Consider the following 15,807-nt stretch of genomic DNA (forward strand, 5'->3'; position numbering starts at 1 on the left):
TGCCGGCAGTTACTGACCGTTGAGGATCTGCCCCAGGGTCGGATCCTTGAATGCACGGGTGAGAGCGTCGCTCAGCACATCACTGACCAGCTTGGTGTTGGTTTCCTGGTTCGGCGCCATGCCGAAACGCTGGTTCAACGAAGCGCCGTAGCGGCCGCTGTAACGACGATTGCTGTTCTGCACATCAGCTCGGAAGCTGGCGGTCATGTCGGCCTCAGTCACGTACATGCCTTCCTTGGGCGACTGATATTTCAGCTCGGCCAGGGTCAGGGTCAGCTGCGGTGCGTTATAAGCGTTTGGCGTCGGGGTGAAACCCAGCAAACGCACAGCAGCTTCGGCCTGCGCCTGCAGCTTGGGCAGAATGTCCTGGCCGGAAACGCTGATCGCGCTGGTTTCAGGGTACAGACCGCCTCGGGTGCCCAGCACCGGAGAAGGACGCCCATCGACCACCCGCACCACCACAGGCTGGCCCTGGCCTACCGCGTTGAGCGGCCCGGTCAGTTTGGGCTGCGGGCTGAGTTGCTGCGGGCTGTGGGCACAACCAACAAGAGCCAGACTGAAAACGGCAACCAGACCAAACAACAGGCGTTTCATACTCGGTTCTCCATGAGGGGCGCTAAAGGCTGGCGAAGTATAACGAATCGACCTGTAAACGGTCAGCGCGGTTCCGCGTCACCTGCTCGTCACATGCTGGCGGTATAAGACTTTGGTCGCTTTGCATGAACGGAGCTTGTTTGATGCGTGCATTCCTCAAGAAAGTCGCCAGCGCCCCTAGCCCACGCATTTTTGCCTGTCTGGACGAGCACGGCATTTGCCGGGCCTTTCGCCAGAGCGCCCAGCCGCCGGGCCCTGCAGGCTGGCATGAGGTCAACGAGCAACGTCTGAGCTGGCTTGGCGCGCCCTTACCGAAAAGCGCATTTACCCGCCACTGAGCGCTCATAGGGGCGTTTTCCTACCCTGATGCGTGTGCAATAAAAGTCACACGCAGCTGATCACTTCCCCCGCTTTCGCCTTATAATCGCGCCCCGATTATAAGGACGCCTCCTGATCGGCATCGCCGTACCGCTGATGCACTCATGCCATCGGCAACGCCACAGAGAGTCGCCCACTTCGTGCTGCTCGATATCGAAGGCCATCACCCGCTGCAGAAGCTGCGTTTTCGCGGAACATCTGCCGGCTGAGACGGCCCAACAGGCACATGAACTTTTGAGGTTCGCGTTCCAAAAGAACGTGAAAAAACGGTTTCAATAACTTCACAAGAGTGTGGCGAACATATGAATCAGCTTGCGGCAGGACAAGGCGACCTCCTTCCGTCATCCCATTCCTCATTACAGCTCTGCAACCGCTGCTGACAGGCGCCTTTGACGCCCAGGCCGACGGCCTATGACTGGACGCTGATTTTTTGGAGATGTGGTAATGGCGCAGAACGATTACGAAGCTGTAGATGTAGTGCTGGTCGGTGCCGGCATCATGAGCGCAACGCTGGCCGTGCTGCTCAAGGAGCTCGACCCTGGCATCAAACTGGAAGTCGTCGAGGCAATGAGCGCCGGCGCGGCAGAAAGCTCCAACCCGTGGAACAACGCGGGCACCGGGCATGCCGGTTTGTGCGAACTCAACTACACCCCCGAGTCCGCCGACGGTTCCATCGACATCAAGAAAGCCGTGAGCATCAATGCTCAGTTCGAGGAGTCCAAGCAGTTCTGGGCCCACCTGGTCAAGAAAGGCACCTTTGGCTCGCCCAAGTCCTTTATCAACCCGGTACCGCACCTGAGCTTCGTCCGTGGCCAGAAAGGCATCGACTACCTCAAGAAGCGCTTCGAGGCGCTGCACGTGCATCACGCTTTCGAAGACATGGTGTACAGCGAAGACCGCGCCACCATGAGCGAGTGGATGCCGTTGATGATGCCGGGCCGTGACCCGAACGAGCCGATTGCAGCGACCCGCGTGGCCAATGGCACCGATGTCAACTTCGGCGCGCTGACCAAGAGCCTGCTCGATCATCTGGTTCAGCAGAGCAATGCCCGTGTGACCTTCAATCAGCGCGTCACTGATCTCACCCGCAACGAGCACGGCTGGCGTGTGAGCACCAAGGATCAGCAAAGCGGTAATCATCGCCAGATCCAGGCGCGCTTCGTATTCCTCGGCGCCGGCGGCGGCGCCCTACCCCTGCTGCAGATGTCCGGCATCGCAGAGGGCAAGGGTTTCGGTGGCTTCCCGGTCAGTGGCCAGTGGCTGCGCTGCGACAACCCGGAGGTGGTCAACCAGCATCAGGCCAAGGTATACAGCCAGGCCGAAGTCGGCTCACCGCCCATGTCGGTACCGCACCTGGATACCCGTGTGGTCGACGGCAAGAAATCGCTGCTGTTCGGGCCTTATGCCGGCTTCACCACCAAGTTCCTGAAGAAGGGCTCGTTCCTGGACCTGCCGATGTCAGTGCGCCTGAACAACATCGGCCCGATGCTGGCCGTTGCCCGCGACAACTTCGACCTGACCCGTTACTTGGTCAAGGAAGTCATGCAGTCCCAGGAGCAGCGCCTCAATACCCTGCGCGGCTTCTACCCGGAGGCCAAAGCCAGCGACTGGCGCCTGGAGATTGCTGGTCAACGTGTGCAGATCATCAAGAAGGACGCCAAGAAAGGCGGCATCCTGCAGTTCGGTACCGAACTGGTGGCGGCTCAGGACGGCTCCATCGCCGCTCTGCTGGGTGCCTCTCCAGGCGCCTCGGTAACCGTTTCGATCATGCTCGACCTGATTCGCCGCTGCTTCCCCGAGCAGGCGACCTCAGCCGAGTGGAGCACCAAGCTGAACGAGATCTTCCCGGTGCCTGCCTCGGTCCTGATCAAGGATGCCGAGCAGTACCGTGCTGTTCAGGCGCAGTCCGATACGCTGCTGCAGCTGCGAGATGTCTCGCCGGTCTGATCGATGGCCTGACGAAAACGGCGCCCTTGAGGCGCCGTTTTCATTTCTCCATCCAAAGCCCGAGACAATAAAAAAGCCAGTCAGCAAGCTGACTGGCCGAGGGCCTGGCAGGCCGGGCGTTACTGGAACAGCGAGTCGGCGGAAAGGCCGTTTTTCTCGAGTATTTCGCGCAGGCGCTTGAGTGCTTCGACCTGGATCTGCCGCACGCGCTCACGGGTGAGGCCAATTTCCTGGCCTACCTCTTCGAGCGTACAACTCTCGTGGCCGCGCAGACCGAAGCGGCGTACCACCACTTCACGCTGCTTGTCGGTCAGCTCCGAAAGCCACTGGTCGATGCTCTGGGACAGATCATCGTCCTGCAGCAACTCGCAAGGGTCCGTAGGACGGTCATCGGTCAGGGTATCGAGCAGCGTCTTGTCGGAATCTGGGCCCAGCGACACATCCACCGAGGATACGCGCTCATTCAGGCCCAGCATGCGCTTGACCTCTCCCACCGGTTTTTCCAGCAGGTTGGCGATTTCTTCCGGGGAAGGCTCATGGTCGAGCTTCTGGGTAAGCTCCCGCGCGGCGCGCAGGTAGACGTTAAGTTCTTTGACGACGTGAATAGGCAAGCGGATGGTGCGGGTCTGATTCATGATCGCCCGCTCGATTGTCTGCCGGATCCACCAGGTTGCGTAGGTGGAGAAACGGAAACCGCGCTCCGGGTCAAACTTCTCGACAGCGCGAATCAGGCCCAGGTTGCCTTCTTCAATCAGGTCCAGCAGCGACAACCCGCGATTCACGTAGCGCCGGGCGATCTTCACCACCAGCCGCAGGTTGCTTTCGATCATGCGTTTGCGCCCGGCGGGGTCGCCCTTCTGCGCGAGACGCGCGAAGAACACCTCTTCTTCCGGGGTAAGCAGGGGAGAAAATCCGATTTCGTTGAGGTAAAGCTGAGTGGCGTCGAGCGCCCGGGTGTAGTCGATGTACTTATGCTGCTTGCTGCCGGCCGGCTGCTTGGCCTTGCTGCGCGTGGCGACCTTGGCACAGGCCGCTTTGTCATTAGCCTCGTCAAGATCGATGTCAGGCTCCATCAGGAGCACGGCGTCATCGATGTCAAACTCCGGCGCTGCCTTGGTATCGAGTGCCATTTTATTATTCCGTCCCTTGCTGAGTTCGACCAGCAAGCTCCGATGTGCCCTTCTCCTTGGCTACATCCGAGCCCGTCCATCCCACGTGAGCGGGTGAACGAGCGACAGATCAACGGCTTGGCAGGTATTGCATTGGATCTACAGGCTTACCTTGGCGGCGAATTTCAAAGTGAAGTTTCACCCGGTCAGTTCCCGTAGAGCCCATCTCGGCAATCTGTTGCCCGACCTTGACCTGCTGCCCCTCCCGTACCAACAGCCTGCGGTTGTGGCCGTAGGCACTCACGTAGGTATCGCTGTGTTTGATGATCACCAATTCGCCGTAGCCCCGTAACCCACTCCCGGCGTATACAACGGTTCCACCAGACGCAGCAAGGACAGGCTGTCCCAATTCCCCTGCTATATCAATGCCTTTATTCAAACTACCGTTTGAGGAAAATCGGCCGATAATCGCACCACCAGCGGGCCATGCCCAGCCGGTCGAAGAGCGAGGAACGCTCTGCACGGGCGTGGTTGCAGGCGTCACTACAACCGGTGTCGAGGGCCGCGCAGGCGTTTGTGCTGGAGGAGTCTGCACTGACGTAGATGGCCGGCTAGGCGTGGTCACCACGGGTGTTGAGACAGTCGGCGTAGAAGCCACGACAGGCCTGCTCGAACTCCCCGAGCCGAAGCGAATAACCTGGCCAACACGAATCATGTAAGGCGGTGCGATGCTGTTGTGTGCTGCCAGTGCTTTCCAGTCCCACCCATAGCGAAAGGCGATGGAGTAAAGTGTATCGCCACGTTGCACACGGTATTGGCCGGATGTAACCGGCTGACGCTGCGCCGCCGCGTTGTTGCGATCCACGACCTGCACACCGCCGGATGGCGAGCTGGCGCAGCCGGCCGACAGCGCACCTACGGCGACCAACACCAGCAGGTTGCGCAGCATGCCCGAGGAACGCAGTCCTTGTTTGGCTGTGGAACTCACCCCAATCTCCCTTGCAGACGGCCTCGAGCGACCGGTAACGAACGCGGCAACCTCATACCTCTTCAACCTGGCGGCGCGCCAGCCACTCGACGCCCAACACTAGGGCAATGGCGCACAGACTCAGCACGATGGCCAGCAGCAGTTGTGCATCCTCGCCGCTGATATCGGCGAACTGCCAGGGCAATAGATTGACCTGCTCGAGAGGAAACGATTCACCGTGCCGGTTGGTTTGCCACGTCAGCGTCTGTTTCCAGGGCCAGACCTTGACCAGCGAACCAAGCATCAGCCCTGCAAGAAAGGCCATGGTCAGGTCGCGCATATGAGCGAGCAGCCAGCTCAACACCTTCGAGAAGGCCAGCAGGCCAAGCACGCAGCCTGCGCAGAACACCGCGAGCACGGCCAGATCGAAATTCTTCACCGCCCCCAGCACCACCGGGTAAAGGCCCAGCAAGACCAGAATGAAGCTGCCCGAGATGCCCGGCAGAATCATCGCGCTGATGGCGATAGCGCCGGCGAAGAACAGCATCAGTGGATCGGCAGATAGCTGCATGGGCACCGCCAGAGTAATCCACAATGCGAATGCCAGGCCGACGGCAAAGCCGATCAACCGGTTACCGCGCCAGGCCTGCACCTCGCGCCCCACCAGGTAGACGGACACCAGTACCAGCCCGAAGAAGAAGGCCCACAGCGGCACCGGGTGTTCGTTCATCAGGTAGCTGATGGCCCGGGCCAGGGTAAAGATGCTGCTGAGAATGCCCAGCAGAACCACCAGCAGAAAGCTGGCGTTGCAAGCCCGCCAGGCCGCGCCGATGCGCCCGCGGGCGACCAGCATAAGCGCCTTGGGCATGGCGGCGAAGGACGCAAGAAGCTTGTCGTATATACCGGTGATGAGGGCAACGGTGCCGCCGGAGAAACCAGGCACCACATCGACCGCGCCCATCGCCATTCCTTTGGTATACAGCAACAAGGTTTTCTTCATGCATCCTTCCGTTCGATTTGAATCAGGCCAAGGGGCCGTTAAGCAGAGGCACGAACCGTACTGCGTCGAGTACGTGCCGGGAGAAACCCTGTTCCTCACGAATGATCAATAACAGTTGCTGAACGTCACCTGAACCGACGGGGATCACCAGGCGCGCCCCCGGAGACAGCTGATCCAGCAGCGCCTGGGGCACTTCCGAGGCTGCTGCGGTCACGATGATGCCGTTGTAAGGCGCCAACGCCGGCCAGCCTTCCCAGCCGTCGCCCCAACGAAAGACCACATTGCGCAAGCTGAGTTTGATCAATCGTTCCTTCGCTCGTTCCTGCAGCCCCTGAATGCGCTCGACGGTGAACACCCGCTCGACCAGTTGCGCCAGGATCGCCGTCTGGTAGCCGGAGCCGGTGCCGATCTCCAGCACCTTGTCCAGCGGCCCGGCGGCGAGCAGCAGCTCGCTCATGCGCGCCACCATATAAGGCTGCGAGATGGTCTGGTTGTGGCCGATCGGCAGCGCCGTATCTTCATAGGCGCGATGGGCCAAGGCTTCGTCAACGAACAGATGACGCGGCGTGCGCCTGATCACCTCGAGCACCCCGGCGTTGGACAGCCCTTCTTCATAGAGTCGCTGGATCAGGCGCTCGCGGGTGCGCTGCGAGGTCATGCCAATCCCGTGGCGGTCATGCTCCCGATTCATTTCATCAACCCCTCCAGCCAGGGTTTGAGGCGGTTGAGTCCATCCTGATAAGTACGGTCGAGCTGCAACGGCGTGACCGACACAAAGCCCTGCATCACGGCGTGGAAATCGGTGCCCTCGGCGCCGTCTTCGACGTCACCGGCAGCGGCGATCCAATAGCCGGCCTTGCCACGCGGGTTGACGTCCCGAACTGGTGCGGCGGAGCGGGCACGGTGGCCCAGGCGGGTCAGCTGCACGCCACGGATACGCTCGAGCGGCAGGTTCGGTACGTTGACGTTCAATACCGTACGCGGCGGCAGGTCTAGCTGCTCATGGGCCTCGACCAGCTTGCGGGCGAAATGGGCGGCAGTGGCCAGATTCTCGGCCGAGCGCGAAACCAGCGAAAAGGCGAACGCCGGCCTGGCCAGAAAGCGACCTTCGAGCGCGGCGCCGACGGTGCCGGAATACAGCACGTCGTCACCCAGGTTCGCACCCATGTTGATTCCCGAGACGACCAGGTCTGGCACTTCGGGCAACAGGCCGTTAATGCCCAGGTGCACGCAGTCGGTGGGCGTGCCGTTGAGGCTGATGTAACCATTGGCCAGCGTGCACGGATGCAGCGGGCGATCCAGGGTCAGCGCGCTGCTGGCGCCGCTACGGTCACCATCAGGGGCAATCACCGTGCAGTCGGCGTAATCAGCCAGCGCAGCATGCAACGCGGCGAGGCCCGGTGCGGCCACGCCGTCATCGTTAGAAATCAGAATACGCATGGGTTGTCCGTCTGCCCTGCCGGCAAAAGCTCGACGATTTCGCGCACCAGAGCGGTGGCAAAACATCCAGCCGGCAGGACGAATTCCAGTTGCAGAATGTCAGGCTCGGGATAATGCCACGTCAAACCGCTGATGGGGAGGCGCAGGATACGCCGTTCGTGCGCCATGTCCGCTTGTGCGAGCCAAGCTGTCAGTTGTGGCTCGGCAGCCGCGACGCGCTGCTCGAGATCGAACGTGGCACCCCGGGCAGGCGAAGCGCCCTCGCCCCACAGTGGCCCAGTGGGATGCAGATCCAGTTCAGCCAGGCGTGGATCCTTGCATTCGGCCTCGCCAGCGGCGAAAAAGCTGCGGCTGTCGGTGAATGCCAATAGATCGCCAGGCAACGCCTGACTCCAAGTGCCGGCCGCCACCCGCTCCGCCAGTACGCGGTTGAACAGGAAGCTGCGCGCCGCCGAGAGCACCCGCGAGCGCACGTTGCGTTTTTCCGGCAATTCACCGCGCTCGGCGAAATGCCGGGCGTGAGCCACGTTGCCGCCCTCGAAGCCGAAGCGCTGGGCGCCATAGTAATTGGGAATGCCCTGCCCGCGGATCGCCTGCAGGCGCTGCTCCAGCGCGGCCTGATCGGCCTGGAGCTGGGTCAGGCGCAAGGTGAAGCCATTGGCCGCATGGGCGCCGCGCTGCAGCTTGCGGCTGTGACGCACCTGCTTGAGGATCGTCAGGGTGTCGTCCTGGGCGATGCTCAGATCGGGATCGAGCTTGCCCGGCAGGTGCAAACTGAACCATTGCCGGGTCAGCGCCTGCTTGTCCTTCAAGCCGGCGTAGCTGATCAGCCGAACCGGCACGCCTGCCGCGCGCGCCAGACGGCGGGCGGCATCCTCGGTATTCAGCTCGCGTTTTTCGACCCACAGCCATAGGTGCTCACCGGCGCCGGACAGCTCGATGTCCAGCACTTCGTCGACCTGAAAATCCTTGGCCACGGCTTTGAGTATGGCCTGGCCGCAGGGTTCGCCATGGGCGCGCGGGCCGAGCAATTCCTGCTCGGTCATGCGCTGACCAGCAGCGCGACGGCGTGTACGGCGATACCTTCTTCACGGCCGACGAAACCGAGTTTTTCGGTGGTCGTGGCCTTGACGTTGACTTGGTCGAGTTCGACCTGCAGGTCTTCGGCGATCAGTTTGCGCATGGTCTCGATATGCGGCGCCATCTTCGGCGCCTGAGCTTCGATGGTGGCGTCGACATTGCCGACCTTCCAACCCTTGGCATGCACCAAGCCGACCACGTGACGCAGCAGCACGCGGCTGTCGGCGCCCTTGAAATTCGGGTCGATGTCGGGGAAATGCTTGCCGATGTCACCGAGCGCCATGGCGCCCAGCAGCGCATCGCTCAGGGCATGCAGCACCACGTCGCCATCGGAATGGGCAACCAGGCCGAACTTGTGGGGAATGCGCACCCCGCCCAGGGTGATGAAATCCCCGTCGCCGAACCGGTGCACGTCGTAACCATGGCCAATCCGCATGAGCCGCTGCCCTCGCAAAAAAGGCTGATTCTACCCGAAAGCAAGCGGTGAACGGGCGACTCGGCAATCGAGGCAGGTACTGGCGTGCTGTTTAGTGGGACGGAGTCGCCATGATGAAAAACGTGGGAATGTTTTGGCGTTTTGGTGGGTCGACAAGAGGTAGCAGAATTTCTAGCAACCATGGAGACCATCATGGCAGTAGCAAAGAAACCAGCAGTAGCGAAACCCAAGAGCAAAGCCGCGCCCAAGGCTGCACAACCCAAACCCAAAGGCGATGGCCTGAGCATCAACACCAGTGTTGATCGTGGCGCTCGCGAGAAAGTCGCCGAGGCCCTAACTAAGGCGGTGGCCGACAGCTATACCCTGTACGTGAAAACGCTGGGTGTGCATTGGAACGTGCAAGGCGCCAACTTCTATGGTCTGCACAAGCTGACCGACGAGCAGTACAACGAACTGCACCAGGCCGCCGACGAAATTGCCGAGCGCATCCGCGCCCTGGGCAAGCTGGTGCCGACTGGCGGAGAAACTTTCCGCTCGCTGACCGTGATCGACAACGAGGCGCCCCACGGCACCACGCCGCAGATGATCAAGCAACTGGTGCTGGATAACGAAACCGCTGCCCGTCGCATGAGCGAGTTCGCGGAGCTGGCCGAAGAGGCTGGCGACCTGTTCAGCCACGACATGCTGGTAGCGCGAATCGGCGTGCACGAGCAGAACGCCTGGATGCTGCGTTCCAGTCTGGGCGAATAAGCGTCAGGCGATAAAAAGGGCGCTGCGGATTTGGTCTGCAGCGCCCTTTTTCCGTTCTGTGCTTTCACTATCGCTTCGCGGGCATGGCCCGCTCCCACAATATGAGCGGAAACCTTTGGCAGCGGACGGGCACGCCCAGTCCATGCCCGCGAAAGTCTCTCCTATCGAGGAACTACTTCAGCCTGCCAACGCCTCGGCATGATGGCGCAGGTGATCTTCAATGAAGCTGGCAATGAAGTAATAGCTGTGGTCGTAGCCCGGCTGCATCCGCAAAGTCAGCGGGTGCCCTGCCGCCTTGGCGGCTGCCTCCAGCGCCTGGGGCTTGAGCTGACCATCGAGAAGATCATCGCGATCACCCTGATCAACCAGAATCGGCAGTTTCTCCCCGGCCTCGGCGATCAGCAGGCTGGCATCCCACTCGCGCCAGCGCGAACGGTCCTCACCCAGATAGTTGCTGAAAGCTTTCTCGCCCCACGGGCAATTGACCGGGTTGGCGATCGGCGAAAACGCCGATACCGACTGGTAACGACCCGGGTTCTTCAGCGCACAGATCAGCGCACCGTGGCCGCCCATGGAGTGGCCGGCGATACCGCGCTTCTCCGATACTGGGAAGTTGGCCTCGATCAGCGCCGGCAGCTCCTGCACCGCGTAGTCGTACATGCGGTAATGGCGGGCCCAGGGCTCCTGGGTGGCGTTGACGTAAAAGCCGGCGCCGAGGCCGAAGTCATAAGCGCCATTGGCGTCATCCGGCACGTCCTCGCCTCGCGGGCTGGTGTCCGGCGCGACGATGATCAACCCCAGCTCGGCGGCAATGCGCTGGGCGCCGGCCTTCTGCATGAAGTTCTCGTCGGTGCAGGTCAGGCCACTGAGCCAGTACAGCACCGGCAACTTGGCGCCTTTTTCGGCCTGCGGCGGCAGGTAGACGGCGAACACCATGTCGCAGTTGAGGCTGGAGGAGCGGTGCTTGTAGCGCTTGTGCCAGCCGCCGAAGCTCTTGTTGCTGGAAACGATTTCCAAGGTCATGGCAAATCCTCACGGGCGGAGGATAGCGCCCTCTTGCGAAGGTGCCATCCGCCCCACTGATCAGTAGTGGATGACGGTGCGGATGCTCTTGCCTTCATGCATCAGGTCGAAGGCGTCGTTGATCTTGTCCAGGCCCATTGTGTGGGTGATGAAGGTGTCCAGCGGAATCTCGCCGCTCTGCGACTTCTCGACATAGCTCGGCAGTTCGGTACGGCCTTTGACGCCACCGAAGGCGCTGCCGCGCCATACTCGACCGGTCACCAGCTGGAACGGACGAGTGCTGATCTCCTGACCCGCGCCGGCCACGCCGATGATCACGCTCTCGCCCCAGCCCTTGTGGGCGCATTCCAGAGCGGCGCGCATCAGTTGCACGTTGCCGACGCACTCGAAGCTGTAGTCCACGCCGCCGTCGGTGAGCTCGACGATGACGTCCTGGATCGGCTTGTCGTAATCCTTCGGATTGACGAAATCGGTCGCACCCAGCTCCCGAGCCACGTCGAACTTGGCCGGGTTGATGTCGATGGCGATGATGCGCGAGGCCTTGGCCATCTTGGCGCCAATGATCGCCGCAAGGCCGATGCCGCCCAGGCCGAAGATCGCCACGGTGGCCCCCTCCTCCACCTTGGCGGTGTTGAGCACGGCGCCGATGCCGGTGGTCACGCCGCAACCGAGCAGGCAGACCTTTTCCAGCGGCGCTTCTTTCGGAATGACGGCCAGGGACACTTCCGGCAGCACGGTGTACTCGGAGAAGGTCGAGCAGCCCATGTAGTGGTAGATCGGCTCGCCGTTGTAGCTGAAACGCGTGGTGCCGTCGGGCATCAGGCCCTTGCCCTGGGTGGCGCGCACCGAACTGCACAGGTTGCTCTTGCCGGACAGGCAGAATTTGCACTTGCGGCATTCGGCGGTATACAGCGGGATCACATGATCACCGACGGCCACCGAGGTCACGCCCTCGCCGATGGCTTCGACGATGCCACCGCCTTCATGGCCGAGGATCGACGGGAACACGCCTTCGGAGTCGGCGCCGGACAGGGTGTAGGCATCGGTATGGCACACGCCGGTGGCGACGATGCGCACCAGCACTTCGCCGGCCTTTGGCGGCTCGACATCCACTTCGACGATTTTCAGCGGCTCGTTGGGGGCAAAGGCTACAGCGGCGCGCGACTTGATCATGTTTCGGCTCTCCAGATGAATTGCGATGGCGACGAGTGTAGTAGAGCCATCGATTGAGATAATCAGGCAGAATGCAAAACATTATTGCTCTACAGGGATAATCGATAATGTCGCGAGTGATGCCGTGAGCCGCTGGGAAGGGCTGGACGAATTCGTTGCCGTCGCCGAATGCGGCCAGTTCACCGCAGCGGCAGAACGCCTGGGGCTTTCGTCTTCGCAGGTGAGCCGGCAGATAGCGCGCCTCGAAGAACGCCTGCATACCCGCCTGTTCTACCGCACCACACGCAAGGTGGCGCTGACCGAAGCCGGCCAGACCTTTCTGCAGCACTGCCAGCGCCTGCAGGACGCGCGCGAGGAGGCACTGAACGCCGTCGGCGACCTGGGCAGCGAGCCCAAGGGTCTGCTGCGCATGACCTGCGCGGTGGCCTACGGCGAGCGCTTCATCGTGCCGCTGGTGACCAGCTTCATGGCGCGCCACCCCAGGCTTTCCGTGGAAATCGAGCTGAGCAATCGCACCCTCGATCTGGTGCAGGACGGCTTCGACATCGCCATCCGCCTGGGGCGCCTGCAGGATTCACGCATGCTGGCCTCCCGCCTGGCACCTCGGCGCATGTACCTGTGCGCGTCGCCCGACTACCTGCAGCGCTACGGTCGCCCGCACAGCCTGTCAGAACTGGCTCGGCACAATTGCCTGATTGGCAGCAGCGATGTCTGGGCCTTTCAACTCGAAGGCCGTGAAGCTTCGCAGCGAATCAACGGAAACTGGCGCTGCAACAGCGGACAGGCCGTTCTGGACGCAGCCATGGCCGGGCTCGGCTTGTGTCAGTTGCCGGATTACTACGTGCTCGAGCATCTGCGCAGCGGTGCCCTGGTTTCCCTGCTAGACAATCACCAACCGCCCAACACCGCGGTGTGGGCGCTGTATCCCCAACAGCGTCATCTGTCGCCCAAGGTTAGGCAGTTGATCGACGCATTGCGTTACGGTCTTGCCAAGCGCCCTGAATACGCCTGATGCCGGTGCCTGCAAGCCCAGCGCTCACAGAATGTCACAAGCGCCGGCGAACACCGCCGCCCACACTCCGTCGGAATCCATGAGGCCCCTGCTCGGGGCGTTGCAAACCACCAGCATGAGGACAGGGTTATGCAAGTCATGGTCAACAGCGGAAAGCACGTCGATACCTCCATGGCCTTCAAGACGGACATTCGCAGTCGAGTGCGCAACAAACTTCAGCGCTACGAAGAACATCTCACACGGGTGGAAATCCACCTCTCGGACGAGAACGCCCTCAAGAGCGGCCCCCAGGACAAACGCTGCAAGGTCGAAGCGCGGATGAAGGGGCGTGACCCGATGTCGGTGTCTTTTGATGCCTGCGAATTGCAGCAGGCTATCGACGGCGCCATGAACAAGCTAACTTCGGTGCTGGAACGCAACATCGGCAAGAACGCCAAGAAGTGGATTCACTAAGCTCCAGACTGTGACTCAGTGGCGGCCTCGCCAGAGGCGCTCCAGATAGTGCAAGTCTTCCGGGCGGGTGACCTTGAGGTTGTCCGCCCGGCCTTCGATCAGCCGCGGCGCTTGCCCGGCCCATTCCATGGCCGAGGCCTCATCGGTGACCGCGACGTCCGACACCAAGGCTTCAGCCAGTGCCTGATGCAAGGCGCCGAGACGGAACATCTGCGGCGTGTAAGCCTGCCAGATTACCGAGCGATCAATGGTTTCGCGCACGCGGCCATCGCTACCCACGCGCTTGAGGGTATCGCGGGCCGGCACGGCGAGCAGCCCGCCGATGGCGTCGTCGGCCAATTCGGCCAGCAGCAGATCCAGATCAGACTGCGCCAGATTCGGCCGCGCGGCATCGTGCACCAGCACCCAGTCCTGTTCACCAGCACCCAGCTCGGCCAGACGCAGCAGGGCGTTGAGTACCGAGTCGGCGCGTTCGGCCCCGCCGGCAGCGGTGTGGATTCGCCCATCATGGGCGCAATCGAGCGATGGCCAGAACGGATCGTCCTCGGCCAGGCTGACCACCACACCACGCAGGCAGGGGTGATCGAGAAAACAGTGGAGGGTGTGTTCGAGAATGCTCTTGCCGGCCAGCTGCAGATACTGCTTGGGCCTGTCGGCACGCATGCGGCTGCCGATGCCGGCGGCCGGAATTACCGCCCAGAACGGCGGCAGATCAGGTGTGTTCATTCAGCCAACTGATAGAGGGTTTCGCCGTCCTTGACCATACCCAGCTCGTGGCGGGCACGTTCTTCGACGGTTTCCATACCTTTCTTCAGCTCCATCACCTCGGCTTCGAGGATGCGGTTGCGTTCGAGCAGGCGCTCGTTCTCGCCCTGCTGATCGGCGATCTGCTGCTGCAGCTCACTCACTTGCGCCAGACTGCCCTCGCCCACCCACAGGCGATACTGCAGGCCTGCAAGCACAAGGATCAGAACGGGAAAGAGCCAGTAGGGACTACGCATGGCAGGTGAGGCACTCGGGTAGGAAAGGGTCGCGGCGGCGGACATCCGTGGATTCTCCCTGCGTCATTGCTATCCGGCAAGGCCGCCAGTGAGCCTGGCGGTGCTCCAAGGAAGCCCGCGCGGCAGGAAATTGCCCCAGCCGCACGAACCTGACTCAGCCGCGGAACTCGCTGCGACCGCGGTACAGCGCCTTGGCGCCCAGCTGCTCTTCGATACGCAGCAACTGGTTGTACTTGGAGACGCGGTCGGAACGGCACAGCGAACCGGTCTTGATCTGACCAGCGGCAGTACCGACAGCCAGGTCGGCGATGGTGCTGTCTTCGGTTTCGCCCGAGCGATGCGAGATCACCGCGGTATAGCCGGCCGCCTTGGCCATCTGGATGGCTTCCAGGGTTTCGGTCAGCGAGCCGATCTGGTTGAACTTGATCAGGATCGAGTTACCGATGCCCTTGTCGATACCTTCCTTGAGGATCTTGGTATTGGTCACGAACAGGTCGTCACCCACCAGCTGAACCTTGGCGCCGATCTTGTCGGTAAGGATCTTCCAGCCCGCCCAGTCGGACTCGTCCAGACCGTCTTCGATGGAGATGATCGGGAAGCGCTCGGTCAGACCCTTGAGGTACTCGGCGAAACCTTCCGCATCGAACGACTTGCCTTCACCGGACAGGTTGTACTTGCCATCTTCATAGAACTCGGAAGCCGCGCAGTCCAGAGCCAGGGTCACGTCGGTGCCCAGCTTGTAGCCGGCGTTGGCTATGGCTTCGGCAATGGCCGACAGGGCGTCTTCGTTGGAGGTCAGGTTCGGTGCGAAGCCGCCTTCGTCACCTACAGCGGTGTTCAGGCCACGGGCCTTCAGCACAGCCTTGAGGTGATGGAAGATTTCGGTGCCCATGCGCAGGCCGTCGGAGAAGGTCTTGGCGCCAACCGGCTGCACCATGAACTCCTGGATGTCGACGTTGTTGTCGGCATGCTCGCCACCGTTGATGATGTTCATCATCGGCACCGGCATGGAGTACAGGCCCGGGGTGCCGTTGAGGTTGGCGATGTGCGCGTACAGCGGCAGATCCTGATCCTGGGCAGCAGCCTTGGCAGAGGCCAGGGACACGGCGAGGATGGCGTTGGCGCCCAGCTTGGCTTTGTTCTCGGTGCCATCGAGCTCGATCATGGTCTTGTCGAGGGCTTTCTGGTCGACCGGGTCCTTGCCCAGCAGTGCGTCGCGGATCGGGCCATTGATGTTGGCCACGGCTTTCAGCACACCCTTGCCCAGGTAACGGCTCTTGTCGCCATCACGCAGTTCCAGCGCTTCGCGCGAACCGGTGGAGGCACCGGACGGCGCACAGGCGCTGCCAACGATGCCGTTGTCGAGGATTACGTCCGCTTCCACGGTGGGGTTGCCACGGGAGTCGAGAACCTCACGACCCTTGATGTCGACGATCTTTGCCAT

General features: G+C 61.8%; 18 protein-coding genes. 5 read left to right on the forward strand and 13 right to left on the reverse strand.

What is annotated here, in order from left to right:
- Nucleotides 1-9: 9 nt before the first annotated feature.
- Nucleotides 10-594, reverse strand: a complete 585-nt coding sequence (locus tag BM279_RS11440; RefSeq protein ID WP_093503823.1) for a YajG family lipoprotein — start codon at nt 592-594, stop codon at nt 10-12.
- A 143-nt stretch (nt 595-737) separates the two neighbouring features.
- Here BM279_RS11440 and BM279_RS11445 point away from each other — a divergent pair, with 143 nt between their 5' ends.
- Nucleotides 738-932 carry a hypothetical protein gene (locus BM279_RS11445; RefSeq protein ID WP_093503825.1) on the forward strand — a complete coding sequence of 65 codons (195 nt, stop codon included), beginning with the start codon at nt 738-740 and terminating at the stop codon, nt 930-932.
- 484 nt (nt 933-1,416) lie between these two features.
- Nucleotides 1,417-2,919 carry a malate dehydrogenase (quinone) gene (mqo, locus tag BM279_RS11450; RefSeq protein WP_093503826.1) on the forward strand — a complete coding sequence of 501 codons (1,503 nt, stop codon included), beginning with the start codon at nt 1,417-1,419 and terminating at the stop codon, nt 2,917-2,919.
- 119 nt (nt 2,920-3,038) lie between these two features.
- On the opposite strand, the gene rpoS is transcribed toward mqo, so the two are convergent.
- The 7 genes from rpoS to ispF all read right to left on the reverse strand — a co-directional run bounded on the left by rpoS (nt 3,039) and on the right by ispF (nt 8,951).
- Entirely contained in the window at nt 3,039-4,049 is a 1,011-nt protein-coding gene (gene rpoS / locus BM279_RS11455; protein ID WP_093503828.1) for an RNA polymerase sigma factor RpoS, read from the reverse strand.
- Between the two features lie 109 nt (nt 4,050-4,158).
- Nucleotides 4,159-4,977, reverse strand: coding sequence for a peptidoglycan DD-metalloendopeptidase family protein (locus BM279_RS11460; protein ID WP_167363135.1), 819 nt, complete (start codon nt 4,975-4,977; stop codon nt 4,159-4,161).
- Between the two features lie 91 nt (nt 4,978-5,068).
- Nucleotides 5,069-5,995: a polyprenyl-phosphate transporter gene (locus BM279_RS11465; protein ID WP_093503832.1), complete on the reverse strand. Its 927-nt coding sequence runs from the start codon at nt 5,993-5,995 to the stop codon at nt 5,069-5,071.
- Between the two features lie 22 nt (nt 5,996-6,017).
- Nucleotides 6,018-6,686, reverse strand: a complete 669-nt coding sequence (locus BM279_RS11470) for a protein-L-isoaspartate(D-aspartate) O-methyltransferase (protein ID WP_093503834.1) — start codon at nt 6,684-6,686, stop codon at nt 6,018-6,020.
- Entirely contained in the window at nt 6,683-7,435 is a 753-nt protein-coding gene (gene surE, locus BM279_RS11475; RefSeq protein WP_093503836.1) for a 5'/3'-nucleotidase SurE, read from the reverse strand. Before surE ends, BM279_RS11470 begins: the two co-directional genes overlap by 4 nt.
- Nucleotides 7,423-8,481, reverse strand: coding sequence for a tRNA pseudouridine(13) synthase TruD (gene truD, locus BM279_RS11480; protein ID WP_093503838.1), 1,059 nt, complete (start codon nt 8,479-8,481; stop codon nt 7,423-7,425). The genes surE and truD overlap by 13 nt, the downstream gene beginning before the upstream one ends.
- Nucleotides 8,478-8,951, reverse strand: coding sequence for a 2-C-methyl-D-erythritol 2,4-cyclodiphosphate synthase (gene ispF, locus BM279_RS11485; RefSeq protein WP_093503840.1), 474 nt, complete (start codon nt 8,949-8,951; stop codon nt 8,478-8,480). Before ispF ends, truD begins: the two co-directional genes overlap by 4 nt.
- Before the next feature lie 192 nt (nt 8,952-9,143).
- Between ispF and BM279_RS11490 the strand changes: the two genes are divergently transcribed.
- The gene (locus BM279_RS11490) at nt 9,144-9,701 is read left to right on the forward strand and encodes a Dps family protein (protein WP_093503842.1); all 558 of its coding nucleotides are present in this window, start codon (nt 9,144-9,146) and stop codon (nt 9,699-9,701) included.
- A gap of 177 nt (nt 9,702-9,878) precedes the next feature.
- Here the strand turns inward: BM279_RS11490 and fghA are convergent, their stop codons facing one another.
- Entirely contained in the window at nt 9,879-10,724 is an 846-nt protein-coding gene (gene fghA, locus BM279_RS11495) for an S-formylglutathione hydrolase (protein WP_093503844.1), read from the reverse strand.
- Between the two features lie 60 nt (nt 10,725-10,784).
- Nucleotides 10,785-11,897, reverse strand: coding sequence for an S-(hydroxymethyl)glutathione dehydrogenase/class III alcohol dehydrogenase (locus BM279_RS11500; protein ID WP_093503846.1), 1,113 nt, complete (start codon nt 11,895-11,897; stop codon nt 10,785-10,787).
- Between the two features lie 124 nt (nt 11,898-12,021).
- Here BM279_RS11500 and BM279_RS11505 point away from each other — a divergent pair, with 124 nt between their 5' ends.
- The gene (locus tag BM279_RS11505) at nt 12,022-12,909 is read left to right on the forward strand and encodes a LysR substrate-binding domain-containing protein (protein ID WP_093503848.1); all 888 of its coding nucleotides are present in this window, start codon (nt 12,022-12,024) and stop codon (nt 12,907-12,909) included.
- A 129-nt stretch (nt 12,910-13,038) separates the two neighbouring features.
- Nucleotides 13,039-13,362, forward strand: a complete 324-nt coding sequence (locus tag BM279_RS11510) for an HPF/RaiA family ribosome-associated protein (RefSeq protein ID WP_093503850.1) — start codon at nt 13,039-13,041, stop codon at nt 13,360-13,362.
- A 15-nt stretch (nt 13,363-13,377) separates the two neighbouring features.
- On the opposite strand, the gene ispD is transcribed toward BM279_RS11510, so the two are convergent.
- From ispD to eno, 3 genes are all read right to left on the reverse strand, one after another.
- Nucleotides 13,378-14,088 carry a 2-C-methyl-D-erythritol 4-phosphate cytidylyltransferase gene (gene ispD / locus BM279_RS11515; RefSeq protein ID WP_093503852.1) on the reverse strand — a complete coding sequence of 237 codons (711 nt, stop codon included), beginning with the start codon at nt 14,086-14,088 and terminating at the stop codon, nt 13,378-13,380.
- Nucleotides 14,085-14,363 (reverse strand): cell division protein FtsB, encoded by a 279-nt coding sequence (ftsB, locus tag BM279_RS11520; RefSeq protein WP_027903495.1) that lies wholly within the window; start codon nt 14,361-14,363, stop codon nt 14,085-14,087. The genes ispD and ftsB overlap by 4 nt, the downstream gene beginning before the upstream one ends.
- 154 nt (nt 14,364-14,517) lie before the next feature.
- A complete protein-coding gene (gene eno, locus BM279_RS11525; protein ID WP_093503854.1) occupies nt 14,518-15,807 on the reverse strand; it encodes a phosphopyruvate hydratase in 1,290 nt (429 codons plus the stop codon).

The sequence above is a fragment of the Phytopseudomonas straminea genome (genome assembly GCF_900112645.1).
Lineage (GTDB): Bacteria > Pseudomonadota > Gammaproteobacteria > Pseudomonadales > Pseudomonadaceae > Aquipseudomonas > Aquipseudomonas straminea.

Coding starts and splice junctions, on each gene's coding strand:
- fghA (WP_093503844.1), bottom strand. CDS start 10,724: ATGACCTTGGAAATCGTTTCCAGCAACAAGAGCTTCGGCGGCTGGCAC.
- BM279_RS11445 (WP_093503825.1), top strand. CDS start 738: ATGCGTGCATTCCTCAAGAAAGTCGCCAGCGCCCCTAGCCCACGCATT.
- mqo (WP_093503826.1), top strand. CDS start 1,417: ATGGCGCAGAACGATTACGAAGCTGTAGATGTAGTGCTGGTCGGTGCC.
- ftsB (WP_027903495.1), bottom strand. CDS start 14,363: ATGCGTAGTCCCTACTGGCTCTTTCCCGTTCTGATCCTTGTGCTTGCA.
- BM279_RS11440 (WP_093503823.1), bottom strand. CDS start 594: ATGAAACGCCTGTTGTTTGGTCTGGTTGCCGTTTTCAGTCTGGCTCTT.
- rpoS (WP_093503828.1), bottom strand. CDS start 4,049: ATGGCACTCGATACCAAGGCAGCGCCGGAGTTTGACATCGATGACGCC.
- BM279_RS11510 (WP_093503850.1), top strand. CDS start 13,039: ATGCAAGTCATGGTCAACAGCGGAAAGCACGTCGATACCTCCATGGCC.
- BM279_RS11490 (WP_093503842.1), top strand. CDS start 9,144: ATGGCAGTAGCAAAGAAACCAGCAGTAGCGAAACCCAAGAGCAAAGCC.
- BM279_RS11465 (WP_093503832.1), bottom strand. CDS start 5,995: ATGAAGAAAACCTTGTTGCTGTATACCAAAGGAATGGCGATGGGCGCG.
- ispF (WP_093503840.1), bottom strand. CDS start 8,951: ATGCGGATTGGCCATGGTTACGACGTGCACCGGTTCGGCGACGGGGAT.
- surE (WP_093503836.1), bottom strand. CDS start 7,435: ATGCGTATTCTGATTTCTAACGATGACGGCGTGGCCGCACCGGGCCTC.
- BM279_RS11470 (WP_093503834.1), bottom strand. CDS start 6,686: ATGAATCGGGAGCATGACCGCCACGGGATTGGCATGACCTCGCAGCGC.
- eno (WP_093503854.1), bottom strand. CDS start 15,807: ATGGCAAAGATCGTCGACATCAAGGGTCGTGAGGTTCTCGACTCCCGT.
- ispD (WP_093503852.1), bottom strand. CDS start 14,088: ATGAACACACCTGATCTGCCGCCGTTCTGGGCGGTAATTCCGGCCGCC.
- truD (WP_093503838.1), bottom strand. CDS start 8,481: ATGACCGAGCAGGAATTGCTCGGCCCGCGCGCCCATGGCGAACCCTGC.
- BM279_RS11500 (WP_093503846.1), bottom strand. CDS start 11,897: ATGATCAAGTCGCGCGCCGCTGTAGCCTTTGCCCCCAACGAGCCGCTG.
- BM279_RS11460 (WP_167363135.1), bottom strand. CDS start 4,977: ATGCTGCGCAACCTGCTGGTGTTGGTCGCCGTAGGTGCGCTGTCGGCC.